This is a genomic window from Intestinibacillus sp. NTUH-41-i26 (genome assembly GCF_032769475.1).
In the GTDB taxonomy this organism is placed as follows: domain Bacteria; phylum Bacillota; class Clostridia; order Oscillospirales; family Butyricicoccaceae; genus Agathobaculum; species Agathobaculum ammoniilyticum.
Genome location: NZ_CP136477.1, coordinates 1,297,450 through 1,313,035, shown reverse-complemented (window position 1 = coordinate 1,313,035; position 15,586 = coordinate 1,297,450). Strand labels below are relative to the sequence as shown.

Annotated in this window: 18 protein-coding genes and 1 other annotated feature; of the genes, 7 read left to right on the top strand and 11 right to left on the bottom strand. The window is 58.8% G+C overall.

The window, feature by feature from the left end; genetic code table 11:
- Positions 1-262: 262 nt before the first annotated feature.
- Together RX717_RS06710 and RX717_RS06705 are read left to right on the top strand one after the other, a co-directional pair.
- Complete coding sequence (locus RX717_RS06710) at positions 263-754, top strand: Lrp/AsnC family transcriptional regulator (protein WP_107630632.1); 492 nt, start codon at positions 263-265, stop codon at positions 752-754.
- On the top strand, positions 748-1,917 hold the full coding sequence (locus RX717_RS06705; protein WP_054326217.1) for a pyridoxal phosphate-dependent aminotransferase: 1,170 nt from the start codon (positions 748-750) through the stop codon (positions 1,915-1,917). Before RX717_RS06710 ends, RX717_RS06705 begins: the two co-directional genes overlap by 7 nt.
- Before the next feature lie 53 nt (positions 1,918-1,970).
- On the opposite strand, the gene RX717_RS06700 is transcribed toward RX717_RS06705, so the two are convergent.
- From RX717_RS06700 to RX717_RS06690, 3 genes are all read right to left on the bottom strand, one after another.
- Positions 1,971-3,593 (bottom strand): DUF6056 family protein, encoded by a 1,623-nt coding sequence (locus RX717_RS06700; RefSeq protein ID WP_316960629.1) that lies wholly within the window; start codon positions 3,591-3,593, stop codon positions 1,971-1,973.
- Positions 3,583-4,245, bottom strand: coding sequence for an orotate phosphoribosyltransferase (gene pyrE, locus RX717_RS06695; RefSeq protein WP_054326215.1), 663 nt, complete (start codon positions 4,243-4,245; stop codon positions 3,583-3,585). The genes RX717_RS06700 and pyrE overlap by 11 nt, the downstream gene beginning before the upstream one ends.
- A 65-nt stretch (positions 4,246-4,310) precedes the next feature.
- Complete coding sequence (locus tag RX717_RS06690) at positions 4,311-4,547, bottom strand: hypothetical protein (protein ID WP_054326214.1); 237 nt, start codon at positions 4,545-4,547, stop codon at positions 4,311-4,313.
- A 94-nt stretch (positions 4,548-4,641) separates the two neighbouring features.
- Between RX717_RS06690 and RX717_RS06685 the strand changes: the two genes are divergently transcribed.
- Positions 4,642-4,854, top strand: coding sequence for a helix-turn-helix domain-containing protein (locus tag RX717_RS06685; protein WP_082396752.1), 213 nt, complete (start codon positions 4,642-4,644; stop codon positions 4,852-4,854).
- Between the two features lie 43 nt (positions 4,855-4,897).
- Here the strand turns inward: RX717_RS06685 and ilvD are convergent, their stop codons facing one another.
- The 4 genes from ilvD to ilvB form a co-directional block, all read right to left on the bottom strand.
- Complete coding sequence (gene ilvD, locus RX717_RS06680; RefSeq protein WP_054326213.1) at positions 4,898-6,562, bottom strand: dihydroxy-acid dehydratase; 1,665 nt, start codon at positions 6,560-6,562, stop codon at positions 4,898-4,900.
- Positions 6,563-6,795: 233 nt separating this feature from the next.
- The gene (gene ilvC / locus RX717_RS06675; RefSeq protein WP_054326212.1) at positions 6,796-7,791 is read right to left on the bottom strand and encodes a ketol-acid reductoisomerase; all 996 of its coding nucleotides are present in this window, start codon (positions 7,789-7,791) and stop codon (positions 6,796-6,798) included.
- 94 nt (positions 7,792-7,885) lie between these two features.
- Entirely contained in the window at positions 7,886-8,362 is a 477-nt protein-coding gene (gene ilvN, locus RX717_RS06670; protein WP_054326211.1) for an acetolactate synthase small subunit, read from the bottom strand.
- 17 nt (positions 8,363-8,379) lie between these two features.
- The gene (ilvB, locus tag RX717_RS06665; protein ID WP_107630635.1) at positions 8,380-10,044 is read right to left on the bottom strand and encodes a biosynthetic-type acetolactate synthase large subunit; all 1,665 of its coding nucleotides are present in this window, start codon (positions 10,042-10,044) and stop codon (positions 8,380-8,382) included.
- Between the two features lie 56 nt (positions 10,045-10,100).
- Positions 10,101-10,348 (bottom strand) — a binding site (T-box leader).
- A gap of 152 nt (positions 10,349-10,500) precedes the next feature.
- Between ilvB and RX717_RS06660 the strand changes: the two genes are divergently transcribed.
- From RX717_RS06660 to RX717_RS06645, 4 genes are all read left to right on the top strand, one after another.
- Complete coding sequence (locus RX717_RS06660) at positions 10,501-11,175, top strand: DUF421 domain-containing protein (protein ID WP_054326210.1); 675 nt, start codon at positions 10,501-10,503, stop codon at positions 11,173-11,175.
- Between the two features lies 1 nt (position 11,176).
- The gene (locus RX717_RS06655) at positions 11,177-11,515 is read left to right on the top strand and encodes a DUF4363 family protein (RefSeq protein ID WP_054326209.1); all 339 of its coding nucleotides are present in this window, start codon (positions 11,177-11,179) and stop codon (positions 11,513-11,515) included.
- Between the two features lie 126 nt (positions 11,516-11,641).
- On the top strand, positions 11,642-12,274 hold the full coding sequence (locus tag RX717_RS06650) for a flavin reductase (RefSeq protein ID WP_316960628.1): 633 nt from the start codon (positions 11,642-11,644) through the stop codon (positions 12,272-12,274).
- 193 nt (positions 12,275-12,467) lie between these two features.
- The gene (locus RX717_RS06645; RefSeq protein WP_107630636.1) at positions 12,468-13,070 is read left to right on the top strand and encodes an NAD(P)H-dependent oxidoreductase; all 603 of its coding nucleotides are present in this window, start codon (positions 12,468-12,470) and stop codon (positions 13,068-13,070) included.
- 60 nt (positions 13,071-13,130) lie between these two features.
- Here RX717_RS06645 and RX717_RS06640 read toward each other — a convergent pair whose 3' ends face one another.
- The 4 genes from RX717_RS06640 to hisI form a co-directional block, all read right to left on the bottom strand.
- Positions 13,131-13,607: a pyridoxamine 5'-phosphate oxidase family protein gene (locus RX717_RS06640; RefSeq protein ID WP_054326205.1), complete on the bottom strand. Its 477-nt coding sequence runs from the start codon at positions 13,605-13,607 to the stop codon at positions 13,131-13,133.
- A 51-nt stretch (positions 13,608-13,658) separates the two neighbouring features.
- Complete coding sequence (locus RX717_RS06635; protein ID WP_107630637.1) at positions 13,659-14,594, bottom strand: C39 family peptidase; 936 nt, start codon at positions 14,592-14,594, stop codon at positions 13,659-13,661.
- Positions 14,595-14,813: 219 nt separating this feature from the next.
- Positions 14,814-15,137 carry a phosphoribosyl-ATP diphosphatase gene (gene hisE, locus RX717_RS06630; protein ID WP_107630638.1) on the bottom strand — a complete coding sequence of 108 codons (324 nt, stop codon included), beginning with the start codon at positions 15,135-15,137 and terminating at the stop codon, positions 14,814-14,816.
- 113 nt (positions 15,138-15,250) lie between these two features.
- Positions 15,251-15,583 carry a phosphoribosyl-AMP cyclohydrolase gene (gene hisI / locus RX717_RS06625; RefSeq protein ID WP_107630639.1) on the bottom strand — a complete coding sequence of 111 codons (333 nt, stop codon included), beginning with the start codon at positions 15,581-15,583 and terminating at the stop codon, positions 15,251-15,253.
- Positions 15,584-15,586 lie beyond the last annotated feature (3 nt).

Sequence of the window (15,586 nt, the reverse complement as noted above, 5' to 3'; positions counted from 1 at the left end):
AAGGGTACCACCTTTCTGCTTATCATTGTACCGCGTTTTACCGGTTTCCGCAACAGTATTTTGCAGACTTATCCCGCGTATGCCGCAAAATATTGTAGTCTGCAGCAGGCGGCGCTATCATCTTGCCCTGCCCCGCCGCTCCCCTCCTTGTTCCGGCCGTCTGCCCGGCTTTCCCGCCCTGGGCTGTGTACACACAGTGGACAAGCCGCCGGATTGGTGCTATAATAAACCCAATCTTTATCTGAAACAGGAGGGCGTTATCATGGAAAACCCTGAAAAATTGCTGGATCTGCTCAGCCAGGACGCACGCCTGACGCCGGCGCAGCTTGCCGCCATGACAGGCGCGACCGAAGCAGAGGTCGTTGACGCGGTCCGCACCTTTGAAAAAAACGATACCATTCTTGGTTATAAAACCGTTATCGACTGGGACAAGACCTCCAAGGAAAGCGTCACTGCATTGATTGAGGTCAAAATTACGCCGGAAAAAGGCATGGGCTTCGACGAGATCGCCCGCCAGATCTATTCCCATCATCAGGTAGAAAGCGTTTACCTGATGTCGGGCGGCTTCGATCTGACGGTCATCATCAAGGACCGCACCATGCGCGAGGTTGCGCGCTTTGTCTCCGAGCAGCTCGCGCCGATGGAAAACGTCCTGTCCACCGGCACGCATTTCATCCTCAAGAAATACAAGGACTACGGTGTAGAATTCGACCCCTCCGATCGCGATAAAAGAGAGGTCATGATGGCATGGTAGATTACGAGCAGCTGCTCTCCGACCGTGTCAAGATCGTAAAGCCCTCCGGCATCCGCCGCTTTTTTGACGCAGCGGCAGCCATGCCGGATGCGATCTCGCTCGGCGTCGGAGAGCCGGATTTCGAGACCCCGTGGCAGATTCGCCGCGCGGGCATTCAGTCCCTGGAAAAGGGACAGACGTTCTACACCTCCAACTGGGGCCTTGCCGAGCTGCGCAGCCAGATCGCGGGGTTGGCCCGCCGCAAATATCAGCTCTGCTATGACGCGGACAAGGAGATCCTCGTTACAGTCGGCGGTTCGGAGGCGATCGACAACGCCATCCGCGCGCTGGTCAACCCCGGCGACGAGGTACTCATCCCCGAGCCCAGCTTCGTCTGCTATACCCCGCTGACCCAGATGGCTGGCGGCACCCCTGTCCCCCTGCCGACGCTGGCGAAGGACCAGTTCAAGCTGACACCCGACCGCCTGCGCGCGGCAATCACGCCGCGCACCAAGCTGCTGATCCTGCCGTATCCCAATAACCCAACCGGCGCGATCATGACGCGGGACGAACTGGAGGCCGTCGCCGCCGTGCTACGCGACACCAATATCATCGTCATTTCGGATGAGATTTACTGCAGCCTGACCTACGGCGCCGCGCCGCACGTCTGCTTTGCCGAGCTGGACGGGATGCGCGAGCGCACCATCGTTGTGGACGGCTTCTCCAAATCCTATGCGATGACCGGCTGGCGCCTTGGCTGGGCGATGGGTCCCAAGGAGCTGATGCGGCACATCTGCAAAATCCATCAGTTCGGCATCATGTCCGCGCCGACCACGGCGCAGTTCGCCGGCATCGAAGCCATCCGAACCGGCGAGGACGATATCGAACGCATGCGCACGCAGTATGACATCCGCCGCCGCTACCTGTTGGGCGAGCTGCGCTCGATGGGGCTGACGTGCTTTGAGCCGCAGGGGGCGTTCTATGCGTTCCCTTCCATCGCCTCGACCGGCCTCTCCTCCGAGGCATTCTGCGAACGTCTGCTTCATGAGCAGCAGGTCGCCGTTGTACCCGGCAGCGCGTTCGGCAAAAGCGGCGATGGGCATGTTCGCATCTCCTATTCCTATTCCATGAACCATCTGCGCGAGGCCTGCTTCCGCATGCGGAAATTCCTGCAGTCTTTATAATTCCCATCTGCGCACAGAAAACGGACCGCCCTTTTGGGGCAGTCCGTTTTGCGTTATTCCCATATCAACTCTACCTCGCGCGGCAGGCCGTAATATTCTTTATAATACGCGTCATAGTAATCGTTGTGATAAGGCATAGCCCAGCCGTACAGGTCGTTCGCAAACCGATGCTGCGTCAGGCGATCGCTGCCATCATAGGCGGCGATCGCAAGGCGGTTCGCCGCATCGACCGCAGCATTTGCCCGATACCCGTCATGCTGACCCTTGAGCGTCGTCCACGCGCAGAACAACAAAGGCACGCAGCACAGCGCCACGCATACGGCCCGCGCGGGAAAATACCGGCACAACAGCCACAGCAGCGCGGCCGCGGCCACAACAGCCGCCGCCCACCCCTGTCCCCAGTGCCAGGCAAGGATGGAGCCCGCGCCCAGCAGGTACAGATACGGCGCTTCCCGCATCAGGCAGGCGGTAAGCAGCAAAAGCATCACCGCGCCGCACAGCATAGTGCGCGGCCCGACCGTGGGCGACACCAGCATCATCACCTGCGAACCGACTCCCAATATCAGGGCGAACAACGGCGTCCACTCCTGTTCCATCGCGGAGCGGACGGAAATATAGAACGCGCACAACAGATAGCCTCCCAACACCGCCAGCGCATAGGCCGCGACGCGGGCAGGCACCTCGGGACTGTTCCACAGCAGCTCCGGCACCTGTTCCGGCAACCAGAACCACACGGAAAACGAAATGACCGACAGCACGGCGAACACACCGTCCGGCACGCTCCGGCGGCGCGCCGCACGCAGCAGCAGCCACAGCGGTATCGCGGTGAGCATCAGGAAGTGGATAGGGAAAAGCGTATCCCCAAACAGAAAGGTCTGCCGCAGCTGCAGGACGTTATACTTCACCACAGCCAGTGTGCCGCCCTCAACCGGCGGCGGCGTGATAGACGCGCGGTAGGCGACCGACGGGGCAAGCAGAATGCTCGCCGCGCCTGCGGCCGAAAGCAACAGCGGCCACAGCGCCTTTTTCGGGAACCCCTGCCTGCGGACGAGCCAATGCTCCCCAACCAGCAGCACGGTCAGCCCGACCGCCATCATGCTGGCCTGCTCGACCGTCAGACCCGCGAGCGCCCCGAACACTGCCGCAGGCAGCCATCCCCTCCTGCCGGAAAGCGCATCGCGCAACAGCACCCAATATTCCAGAAAGAGCGCCAGCGGCAGAACATAGTTCATCGCGCCGGTAATCCAGTACACGCTCTGCCTTGTCAGCACGGCAGGCAGCAAGAAGATGCCGCACGCGCACAGCACCGCGACGGCGATCGTCCGCCTCCAGCCGTCCGCCGTAAGCCGCGTCAGGTTGAGCGCGATCGTGCCGAGTAAGGCCGCGATAAACACCCGCGCAAATGCGACGCGCCCGTCCGAACCCAGCAGGACCGCGTCCAGCAGATGAACAAGGTTACGCCCGTTGGCCGTCTGATAATGCTGCACGATACGCGCCAGAAGCTCCCCCGCGTCCAGCCGGCCCCACCGGCCGTAAAACAGGTCGTCCCCCATCGGCACAACGTACTGCAGCACCGCATAGCAGCCGGCTGTCACCAGCAGGAACACGCCCAGATAGATCCAGGGCAGATATTTTCTGTTTTGTTCCGCTTCCAATCCCATGGATTTAGAATACACAATACTGCGCCATATATGCGTCCATCAACGGCAGCAGGTGCGCGTATTCCTGCTTATCCGCCAGATATTCGCGGATATCCTGCACAGTGACGAGCGCATGCACCTTGATGCCGAACTCCTCGCCAACTTCCATGACCGCGGTCTTGCCCGGGGTCGTGCCGACCTCGCAGCGGTTGACCGAAATGAACATATCGGTCACCTTCACATCCGCGCAGCCTTTCAGCACCGGCATGGTTTCGCGGATCGCGGTGCCTGCGGTAATTACGTCCTCAATGATAATGACGCGGTCCCCGTCCTGCGGCTTGTAGCCGACGATGCTGCCGCCCTCGCCGTGGTCCTTTGCCTCCTTGCGGTTGAAGAAAAAGGGCTTATCAATCCCGTAATTGCGGGCAAGCGCGCCGGAAACCGAGGTCGCCAGCGGGATGCCCTTGTACGCAGGGCCGAACATCGCGTCGAAATCGCCGCCGACCGTCTCCTTGACGAGCGCCGCGTAAAACTCGCCCAGGCGGGAATTCTGTAGCCCTGTCTTATAGTTACCGGTGTTGACGAAATACGGCGTTTTACGGCCGGACTTGGTGGTAAAATCACCGAAGCGAAGCACGTCCGCGCTCATCATGAATTCGATAAATTCCTTCTTGGAAGCTGTCAGCATATTATCATACCGTCCTTTTTTTGGTCTGCTTCCATTATACCAGATTTATACGCCCCCCACAAGGTTTACCGGAAAAGCTGCTCCTCGGCGAGCAAAAGGCCGCATTTCAGGCCAAGGGCAAAGCTCTGCTCCTGATACTGTGTCAAAAGCGCCATCAGGTCGTTCTGAAACTGCTTTTTCTTCCGTCCGCCCTTTTCCGCCCAGCGGTCTATCTGACGGTAAACGCGGTCCTCCACCTCGGTCTCGTGATAGTTAAGACCGCTTATGACCGCGTCGTACAGCAGCGCTGTTATGGATTCCATATGTATCACCTCACTAACTATTTTATGCCAAAATGGTCAGTTTGTCAATATGCCATTTTGGTTTGTTGTATAATGAAAATCGAGGTGTATATTCATGAACCGTCTACGAGAAATACGAGAAGAAAAACAAATAAAGCAGGAAACCTTAGCAAATCTGCTCCACTGCTCGCAAACCACTTATTCCCGCTATGAATTGGAAAAACGGGATATTCCCACTGCGGTACTCCGTATCTTAGCCGATTATTATGACACCAGCATTGACTACATCCTTGGCCGCACCAACAATCCCGCCCCGCCGAAAAAATAGCATACTAAAAGCCCCGAAACCACCGGTTTCGGGGCTTTTCCTGTTATCGCAGCACCGCGCCCTGGTCGGCGGAGCTGACCATACGGGAGTAGCGGTAGAGCCAGCCGGACTTGATGTTCGGCTCGCGCGGGACGAACTTCGCACGGCGCGCTTCCAGCTCCTCATCGGATACCTTGACGTTGACCTTGCTGTTCGGAATGTCGATGGCGATGGTATCGCCCTCCTGAATGAGCGCGATCTCTCCGCCCGCCGCCGCTTCCGGCGACACATGGCCGATGGACGCGCCGCGGGACGCGCCGGAGAAGCGGCCGTCCGTAATCAGCGCGCAGTCCCTGTCAAGCTGCATGCCCGCCAGCGCAGAGGTCGGATTGAGCATCTCGCGCATGCCGGGGCCGCCCTTCGGGCCTTCGTAGCGGATAACGACCACATCGCCCTTTTGGATCTTACCCGCGTAAATGGCCTGGATCGCGTCGTCCTCGGAATCGAACACGCGCGCAGGGCCTTCATGCACCATCATCTCGGGCGCGACTGCGGAGCGCTTGACCACGCAGCCATTTTTGGCAATATTGCCCCACAAAACGGCAATACCGCCAGTTTCGGAATACGGGCTTTCCAGCGGACGCACGACCTCGGGGTTCTTGTTCACGACGCCCTCGAGGTTCTCACCCACTGTCCTGCCGGTCGCGGTGATGAGCGACAGGTCGAGCAGGCCGCGTTTGGTCAGCTCTTTCATGATAGCCGGCACACCGCCCGCCATATACAGCTCCTCGATGTGGTGCGGGCCTGCGGGCGCAAGGTGGCAGATGTTCGGCACCTTGGCGGACAGCTCATTGAGCGTGGCCAGGTCGAGCGGCACGCCCGCCTCGTTCGCCAGCGCGAGCAGGTGCAGCACCGAGTTGGTCGAGCAGCCGATCGCCATTTCACAGGTCAGCGCATTGCGGAACGCCGCCGGCGTCAGGATGTCGCGCGGCTTGATGTCACGGCGCAGCAGCTCCATGACCTGCATGCCGGCGTGCTTGGCCAGATGGATGCGCGCCGCATGCACAGCTGGGATGGTACCGTTGCCGGGCAGCGCCATGCCGATGGCTTCGGACAGGCAGTTCATCGAGTTGGCCGTGTACATGCCCGAGCATGAGCCGCAGCCCGGGCATGAGCCGCACTCGCATTCCATGAGCTTTTCGTCGTCGATCAGGCCGGCCTTGTACGCGCCGACCGTTTCAAAGGTCTTGGAGAGTGAAATCTCCTCCCCGTTGTAATGGCCGGCGAGCATCGGCCCGCCGGATACAATGATAGACGGGATATTGAGCCGCGCCGCGGCCATCAGCATACCGGGTACGATCTTGTCGCAGTTGGGGATCAGCACGAGCGCGTCGAACTGGTGCGCCTGCGCCAACGTCTCCACGCTGTCCGCGATCAGCTCGCGGCTGGGTAGCGAATACTTCATGCCGATGTGGCCCATCGCAATACCATCGCACACGCCGATCGCCGGAACGAGTACAGGTGTGCCACCCGCGATACGGACGCCCGCCTTGGCGGCATCCGCGATTTTGTCAAGATTGATATGGCCGGGGATGATTTCGCTGTATGCGGAAACAATGCCGATGATCGGCTTGTTCATCTCCTCTTCGGTCAGGCCGCAGGCGCGTAGCAGCGAACGGTTTGGCATACGCTCTGCACCCGCGGTGATGTTGTCGCTTCTTTTGGACATGGGGGCTTCCTCCTTTTTTGCAACACAGGCGGGCGGAAGCCCGCCCGCCTGTGCGCATTCAGCTTTTCACGCGCCCTCGGCGCGCATGTAACAGAAAAACAATGCCTGACTTTTTACACAAGAGCTGTAAAAAGCTTCGCTTTGTTGGAACTTTTCGCAGCCTCGGACGTGTCCGCGCCCCGCGCGGCACGTCCTCTTGCTTGAAACTGTGGTTTCAAACGAAAACAAAGTTTTTACTTCTTCAGCCAGCTCATCATGCTGCGGAGCTGCTTGCCGGTCTCCTCCAGCTGGCTCTCCGCCTCGACCTGACGGCTCGCCAGGAAACGGGCGCGGCCGCCCGCGCGGTTCTCCTGAATCCACTCGGAAGCGAAGGTGCCGTCCTGAATCTCGCGCAGGATCTTCTTCATCTCCTTGCGGGTTTCCTCGGTGATGATGCGCTTGCCGGTACGGTAATCGCCGTATTCCGCAGTGTCGGAGATCGAGTAGCGCATCTTGGCAAAGCCGCCCTCGTTGATCAGATCGACGATCAGCTTCATCTCGTGTACGCACTCGAAATACGCGTTCTCCGGCGCGTAGCCCGCCTCGACCAGTGTCTCGAAACCGGCCTTCATCAGCTCGCAGACGCCGCCGCAGAGCACGGCCTGCTCACCGAACAGGTCGGTCTCGGTCTCAGCACGGAACGTGGACTCCAGAATGCCCGCGCGGCCGCCGCCGATGCCGCAGGCATACGCCAGCGCAATGTCCATTGCCTTGCCGGAAGCATCCTGATGTACGCAGACCAGATCCGGAACGCCCGAACCTTCCACATAGGTACGGCGGACCGTATGGCCGGGACCCTTCGGCGCGATCATGATTACGTCAACATCTGCCGGCGGCACGATCTGCTTGAAATGGATGTTGAAGCCGTGCGCGAAAGCAAGCACGTTGCCCGGCTTGAGGTTGGGTTCGATCACTTCCTTATAGATATCCGCCTGCTTCTCGTCCGGAACGAGCATCATGATGATATCGCCCGCCGCAGCAGCCTCGGCCGGCGTCATAACGGTCAGGCCGGCAGCCTTCGCCTTTGCTTCGTGCTTGGAGCCCGGACGCAGGCCGACGACGACGTTCACGCCGGAATCATGCAGGTTCTCGGCATGGGCATGACCCTGGGAGCCAAAGCCGATGATGGCAACGGTCTTGCCGTCAAGCAGGGACAGGTTGCAGTCCGAATCATAATACATCTTTACCATTTTTGTTTCCTCCTAAGTTTATATAAAATGAATCAGGAAAACGAATTGATTTTACGCCTGCGGCGCGCATATAGAAAAGGGAGACTGCCCTCAACTATTTTTCGATTGCCGTTACGCCCGAACGGCTCATCTCCAGCACCTCGAAGTTGGAGATTACATCCAGGAACGCGTCGATGCGGCTGGGTACCTCGGAAAGCTCAACAATCAGGGCGCGCTCGGTGGATTCGATAATAGCGGCGCCGTACAGCTCGCAAAGCTGCCGGATAGCGTCGCGCACATCGCCCGCCTCGGCCTTCAGCTTGACGAACACCAGCTCGCTACAGCAGGAGTCCTCCTCCTGCAAATGGTCGACGCAGATGACCTCCTCCAGCTTGGAAAGCTGCTTCATGATCTGCTCCAGAATCGGTTCGTCGCCCTGCACGATGATCGACATGCGGGAAACCTTGGGGTCGGTCGTCGCGGACACGGTAAGGGAATCAATGTTGTAGCCGCGCCGGCCGAACAGGCTGGACACACGGGCCAGAACGCCCGCGTTATTCTGCACGGTCACAGAAAGGATATATTTTTGCATGCTGTCCTCTCCTTTTCTCAGTCCGCCACGATATCGTCGACCGTGCCGCCCGCCGGTATCATGGGCAGGACGCGTTCGTCCTTGTCGATCTGGCAGTCGATCAGCACCGGACCGGTGCGCTGCAGCGCGTCGCCCAGCGCCGCGCGCAGCTCGGCGATGTTGGTGGCGCGGAAACCGCGGCCACCAAACGCTTCCGCCAACTTGATGTAATCCGTCTTGCGGTACAGGTTCGTCTGGGAATAACGCTTTTCATAAAACATGGTCTGCCACTGGCGGACATTGCCCAGCACATTATTATTCATGATAACCGTGATGACCGGCAGGTTATAGGTAACCGATGTACACAGCTCGTTCAGGTTCATATGGAACGAACCGTCGCCGGTGATATGGATAACCGGCTTATCTGGAAACGCAACCTGCGCCCCCATCGCAGCGCCGTAGCCGAAGCCCATCGTGCCAAGCCCGCCTGACGTGAGAAAATGCCGGATTTTTTTGCAGCAGTTATACTGTGCGGACCAAAGCTGGTGCTGGCCGACATCGGTGGCGACGATCACATCGTCCCCCGCCATCTCGTAAATCGTCCGCAGCAACTGGTGTGGGTGGATGACACTGTCGTCGTCCTGCGGTACATAATCGAGCGTCCTCTGCCATTCGGCAATCTGCGCGCGCCATGCGCCGTGGTCGGCTTTCTGCACATAGGGCAGCAGCTTTTCGAGGAAATTCTCCGCGTCGCTGACCACAGCGTAATCCACGCCGATGTTTTTGTTGATCTCGGCAGCGTCGATATCGATATGCACGACCTTTGCCTTCGGCGCGAAGCGCGACGGATTGGTCGCCACACGGTCGGAAAAACGCGCGCCGATGCACAGCAGCAGGTCGCACCGCTCGACCGCCCACGCGGCCGAAACCGTACCGTGCATGCCGACCAGCCCCAGACTGAGCGGCTCGGTATCCGGAATACAGCCGATCGCCATGATGGTATGGGCGGACGGGATATCCGCTTTTTTCATCAGCTCCAGCAGGGCCGTCCCCGCGTTTGCGGTCTCCACGCCGCCGCCGTAATAGATCATCGGCCGTTCAGCCTGCGCGATCATGTCGGCAACCGTCTGGAACTGCTCACCGGTCACCTCATAGGTTTCATGCACCTCTACCTTTTCGCCCGGGACATAGTCGCAGGTGGCGCTGGTCACATCCTTGGGAATGTCGATCAGCACCGGTCCCGGCCGGCCGGACGCTGCGATGCGGAACGCGCTGCGGATCGTGTCCGCCAACTCCTCCACATGGCGCACCACAAAGTTGTGCTTGGTAATCGGCATAGTGATGCCGGCGATGTATACCTCCTGGAACGAATCGCGTCCGATCAGGCTGGTGCCGACGTTGCCTGTGATGGCGACCATCGGGATGGAATCCATGTAAGCCGTGGCGATGCCGGTCACCAGATTGGTCGCGCCCGGGCCGCTTGTCGCCAAGCATACGCCTACCCTGCCGGTCGCGCGGGCGTAGCCGTCCGCCGCGTGTGCGGCGCCCTGCTCATGCGCCGTTAAAATATGTCGAATGCGGTCGCTGTTTTTGTAAAGCGCATCATAGATATTGAGGACCGCGCCGCCCGGATAGCCGAATATCGTATCAACTCCCTGCTCGACGAGTACATCCACCAAAATCTCCGAACCGTTCTTTACCATGCGGATCCGCCTCCTTTCCTGTCTTAAAGCAAAAATAAAAAAAGCCTCTGCCTCTTCAAAGAGACAAAGACTATCACTCTGCGGTACCACTCTTTTTGCCGCGCGCCAAATTGCCGAACGCGACCACTCAACCCGATCCTTTAACGCAGATCATGCGGAACACCTTACACGGGGCCCTATTTCATCCCTTTTCAGACGCTCTGCTCGCGGAGGACTTTCGCGCTTCCTTTCCTCCACCGTCTCGCACCAACCGACGGCTCTCTCGCTGGATTCCAGGCGCTACTTTTCCGGTCATCGCCTATTGCAATATTCAAAATGTTATTCATATTATAAGACCGCTTTCGGGAAATGTCAACACCTTTTCGCATTTTACTGTGTTAAATTCTTGTCACAGGAATATTCTCCCGTTTTTGCGGCCATACTACACCGGAATCCATCAAGAAAAGAGGATGCGTTATGGCTGTGCCACTGTTGCGTACACTGATCCTTTATCTTGCCGTTGTGATTGCCGTGCGCGCCATGGGCAAGCGGCAGATCGGCGAACTCGACCCCTCCGAGCTGGTGGTCACCATTCTTGTTTCCGACCTGGCGGCGGTTCCCATGCAGGATCTCGGTATCCCCATGTTCGCCGGACTGGTTCCAATCGCCACGCTGGTCGCGCTCGAAATCCTGATGAGCTATGTCGCGCTGAAAAGCCGCCTTTTCCGGCGCCTGCTCAACGGGCAGCCGGCAATCATCATCCGCGGCGGGCTGCTCGATGTCAAAAAGCTGCGCCAGATGCGGCTGACCACGGACGAAATCATCGAAACCCTGCGCAAGCAGAATGTGGCATCGGTCTCGGACGTCAAATACGGCGTGATCGAGCCGGACGGCACGCTGACCGTCATTCTCAAGCAGCCGCAGCAACCGGTCACGGCGGAAATGCTCGGCCTGACCCCCAAGGACACCGGTCTGCCGCTCGTTGTGGTGTCGGACGGCAAGCTGGTCGCCCGCTCGCTCCAGCTTCTCCGCCTTGACGCACGGGATATCGAAAACCGGCTGAAAAACCAAAGCATCGCCTTATCCGAGGTTTTTCTAATGACGCTGGATGACTGCGGCAATTCCTTTATTCAACGAAAGGGGGATGCGTGATATGCAGCGGCTTTTTCTTGCCCTCTCCCTTTTCGCCCTGTTGATCTGGGGCAGCTTGTGGAGCAGCCGGACGGTGGAAGCCACGGTGGACGCCATCGTTCAGGATATGGAAAGCGGCCGGCTGGAACAGGCCTACGAAAAATGGTCGGCCGCGCAGACCTTGCTCGGCTCCCTGCTCCTGCACGAAGAGCTGGACGAGGTTAACCGCCTGTTCGCTCGTGTGCGCACCGCCCAGAAGGAGCAGATAACGGACGACCTTCTGCTCGACCGGACAGAGCTGCTCGCTCAACTCCGCCATCTGCCTGATCTGGAACAGCCGAACCTGAAAAACCTGTTCTAAAAGCACAAAAAAATTCATTCTTTTTTGTGGAAAAAAATATAGCTTTTTCCTGTCAATTGTGATAGTATAAATTTGTAATTGATATTCATTTTCAATAACGAGCATTGACAAGAAAGGAACGGTTTTATGAACAACGCTGCATATAAAAAGCTGGACTACAGCCTTGCGCTGCTGTCCACCGCAGAGGGCGGCAAAAATTTCGGCTGCATCATCAACTCCTTGCACCAGGTCACCTCGTCCCGTCCTCCCAAATTCACATTTTCTCTGAACAATGATTCCGCGACCTGTGCGGCGCTCAAGAAGAGCGGCATTGCCGCGGCCACCCTGCTCGCCAAGCAGGCGGAGGACCGGCTCGTCAACGAGTTCGGCTACAAATCCGGCCGCGCGATCGATAAGTTTGCTTCTTTTGCCGTTCAGACCGACAGCCAAGGCTGCCCCTATCTGACGGATGGCATGGTGTCCCGCCTGAGCCTGAAAGTAACGGAAACCGTTGCGATCGGCTCCTACACGCTATTTATCTGCGAGCTGCTCGACGCGGAGGTGCTCGGCGACGGCGATTGCCTGACCGTCAAGGAGTTTGAGAAGCGCGGCGAGGATGTTCCACCCGTTGCGCCGGTCTATCACGAATTATCCGCGGACGCGGGCTGGAAATGCACGGTATGCGGCTATGTCCGGCTGGCTGAGGACATTCCAGACGATTTCATCTGTCCGATCTGCCGCGCGCCGCGCAGCAAGTTCGTCAAGCGAAGCGAAGCATAACGGCGTTTCCTCTTGCTTTCCGGCACATCCCTCTTTGGGCAAAAGGGGGATGTGCTTTTTCTTGCCTTTGCCCTGCCGCCGTGTTATGATGGGGACGGACCGGCGCGCGGCTTCCCCACCGCTCGCGATCAATGTTTTGCTGCACATTCTTTGCCGCATACGCGGCAGAAAACGAATAAAGGAGTAACCGTATATGATGAAAAACCTGTTGTTTGTCAATGGTTGTATCCGTGGCAGGGATTCGCGCACCCTGCGGCTTGCCCAGCACGTTATCAGCCGCATTCCGGATGCGGATATCGATGTGCTTCTGCTTCCCGCCCTCCATCTGACGCCCTACGGCGCGGCAGAGATCGCTGAACGGGATGCACTTTCTCGCGCCGGCGCTTTCGACGCCCCGTTTTTTGCGCTTGCAAACCAGTTCAAAAACGCGGATGCCGTCGTCTTGGCCTGCCCTTTCTGGGACTTGAGCTTTCCCGCCATGGTGCGCGCCTATCTGGAACGCCTGTGCGTGACCGGCCTGACGTTCCACTATAACCAATACGGCCAGCCGGTTGCGGACTGCAGGCCGCGGCGGCTGCTCTATGTGACAACGCGCGGCGGCATCGTTGATAACAGCGATCCCGCACTCGCCGACCATGGCAGCGCCTATCTGGAATCCATCTGCAAGCTGCTTTGCGGCGGCCGCTTTGACACCCTCGCGGCGCAAGGGCTGGATATCATCGGAAACGATGTCGAAGCCCTGCTCCAGCAGGCTGAAAAGCAGGCCGACCAGATCGCCGCGCACTTCTGGGCTTGAGCAAGCGCAGCATGGAATAGAAAAGAGGCTTTCCTCAGTGGAAGCCTCTTTTTCATGTTGTTACCGCACTTTGCGCGATGCCTCAAACGAATCCGCGCGCACCCAGAACACCTCGGCCACCGACAGAGCCGCGTCGGTATATGTCCAGCCGCCACGTCCGGTCTGGTGTTGCATGATAATGTCAAAACCGTGGCGTTTTTCCTCATTATCCTGCGCGAACTGCACGCTGCCGTAGCCCACAATGGACGAAAACGCAAAGCTGTACCGGCACGCCAGATCGCCCTCTCCGGTCAGCCCATCCTCGGTGTCCAGTTCAAAGCACACGCGCGGGTCTTTGCGCAGCGCGTCGATCTTTTTCCCTTTCAGGCCGCTGTGGAAATACAGCGTCAGGCCGCTTTCATCCCAGGTATAGCCGAAATTGAGCGGGATCACATACGGCATCCCTTCCGCGCTCATCGCCACGCGGCAGGTTTTGCAGGCGCGGAGGATCGGCTCTATATTCTCCCGCCCTGTGATCTCTCTGTCTTTTCTGCGCATTTTTCTTCACCTCTGGACAAGCATACCATGTTTTTCCCTTTTGGGCAACCCCTATCCGGCGGCAGAGCACTCCCAAAGACCGGCGATCTGTCCGGACAGCGTATCATAGGACCATACCTTTCCGCTCCGCTCCACGCTGTTCGGATCGCGGACCGTATACCCTCCATCCGCGCGGCCGTACAGCACAATAAAGTGTCCCTCGGTCGTAAAATCTCCCGGCAGCATGGAGCAGATCACCGGATGGCCCGCGTCCAGCGCAGCGTCGACCTGCGCCTGGTCGAGCGCAAGCTGGCGGCACTGTACGCCCAGCGAGGGCGCGCCCTCGCTCAGCAGCGACCAGCTTGTCCCCTGCCCCGGCACATAGTATCCCTGTTCCGCGGCGAACTGCGCCACGCGGTAAGGGGTGAGCGTCGGGTCGCCGGTCAGATAGGCCGCTGCCATGGAAAGGCACGCCGGCGCACAGCCGCTGACCGCAACCGTACTTTCCCCATAGGGCTGGTACCCCCACCGCATATCCCATTGCAGCAGCAGTGGCATGGTGTCCAGCGGTTCCGTGAGGGACTGCCCCGGCGCGTCCCCATGGTGCGCCGGATATCCCAGCACAAACTCCAGCGTTTCGCTGTTGCGGGCGAGCAGATCGAGGTATTCCGGCGGATAAGCCTCCGGCGCGTCCACGATCGCCTGCGCGCGGCTGTCCCTGTGCGCGAGCTGGACGATCGACGCAGCCGTCCCGTCTTTCACGGCGATGCCGCGCGCGGCCCAGTCGGCCTCCACGCGCAGGCCGTCCAGCAGGCGCAGGCCGCCCCACGCCACCGCGGCCAGCACCGCCAGCAGTAACAGCGCGCGGAGGGGATGGCGGCGCTTTTTCACCCGCCTGCGCCGGCGCGGGGCTGTCCTGCCAGTGGGCTTGGGCGCGGTCCTGCCCGGCGCGGCCGCGGCCGACCGGCGTACCGTCTCCCCTGGTATGCTGATGTATCGTGTCGTCATATCCGTTCCCTTTCCCGACGGGCGCTTTGCGCGCGTCCGCCGTACCGTGTTTACATTATAGCGGGCCTTTCTTAAGATTCCGGCAGGGGATTTCTTAAGATTTTCTGACCCCCTCTATCTATAAGAGTCAGAAAGTCCCCGATCCGTTGCAGAATATCTGCGGCGAACGGGGGCTTTTTCCCTCCTGTAAGCAACACGGCACAGGGACGAAGCTTGTTCTCAGGTATTATGGTCGGAAACGTGGAACTGCTTTAGGTTGCCGATCTTCTGTGCGCGGACATCCATTTCCGCGCACACGTCCGCGAGCGTCACGCCGCATTCGTTCATCATCACCATCATGTGATAGAACACGTCGTTGATCTCGCCCACCAGCTCGGCCTTATCGTCGTTTTTTGCCGCAATAATGGTTTCGGCGCACTCCTCGCCGACCTTTTTCAAAATCTTATCCAGACCCTTTTCAAACAGGTAGCAGGTATACGAGCCCTCCTGCGGCTCGGCCCTACGCTGTGCGATCACAGCCTCCATTTGCTCAAAGGAATTCATGCTATTCATCCTCCTATCTTTTTTGCCGCTTCCATTCCAGTCAACGGCCACTATGATAGAGCCGCCCATCACCGCGACCGCCGCCTGCTATCAAAAACAATTGGGAAGCCCCGCTACAGGTGCCTTTCTTTCTCCCACAGCGTTGTAAAAAAACAGGTGTGGTTGCCCGTATGACAGACCGGTCCCTTGGGCGTGCCGACATAGATCAGCGTATCGTCATCACAGTCGGACAGTATTTTGGACACAAAAATAACGTTGCCCGAGGTTTCGCCCTTGTTCCACAATTTCTGACGCGAGCGCGAAAAAAACCACGCCGTGCCAGTCTCCATCGTCAGGCGCAGCGCCTCTTCGTCCGCATAGCCGAGCATGAGGACCTCGCCGCTGCGCTCGTCCTGACAGATAACCGGAACCAGCGGCGCCTTGACAAAAAATTTGTTTAGTTCCATGAT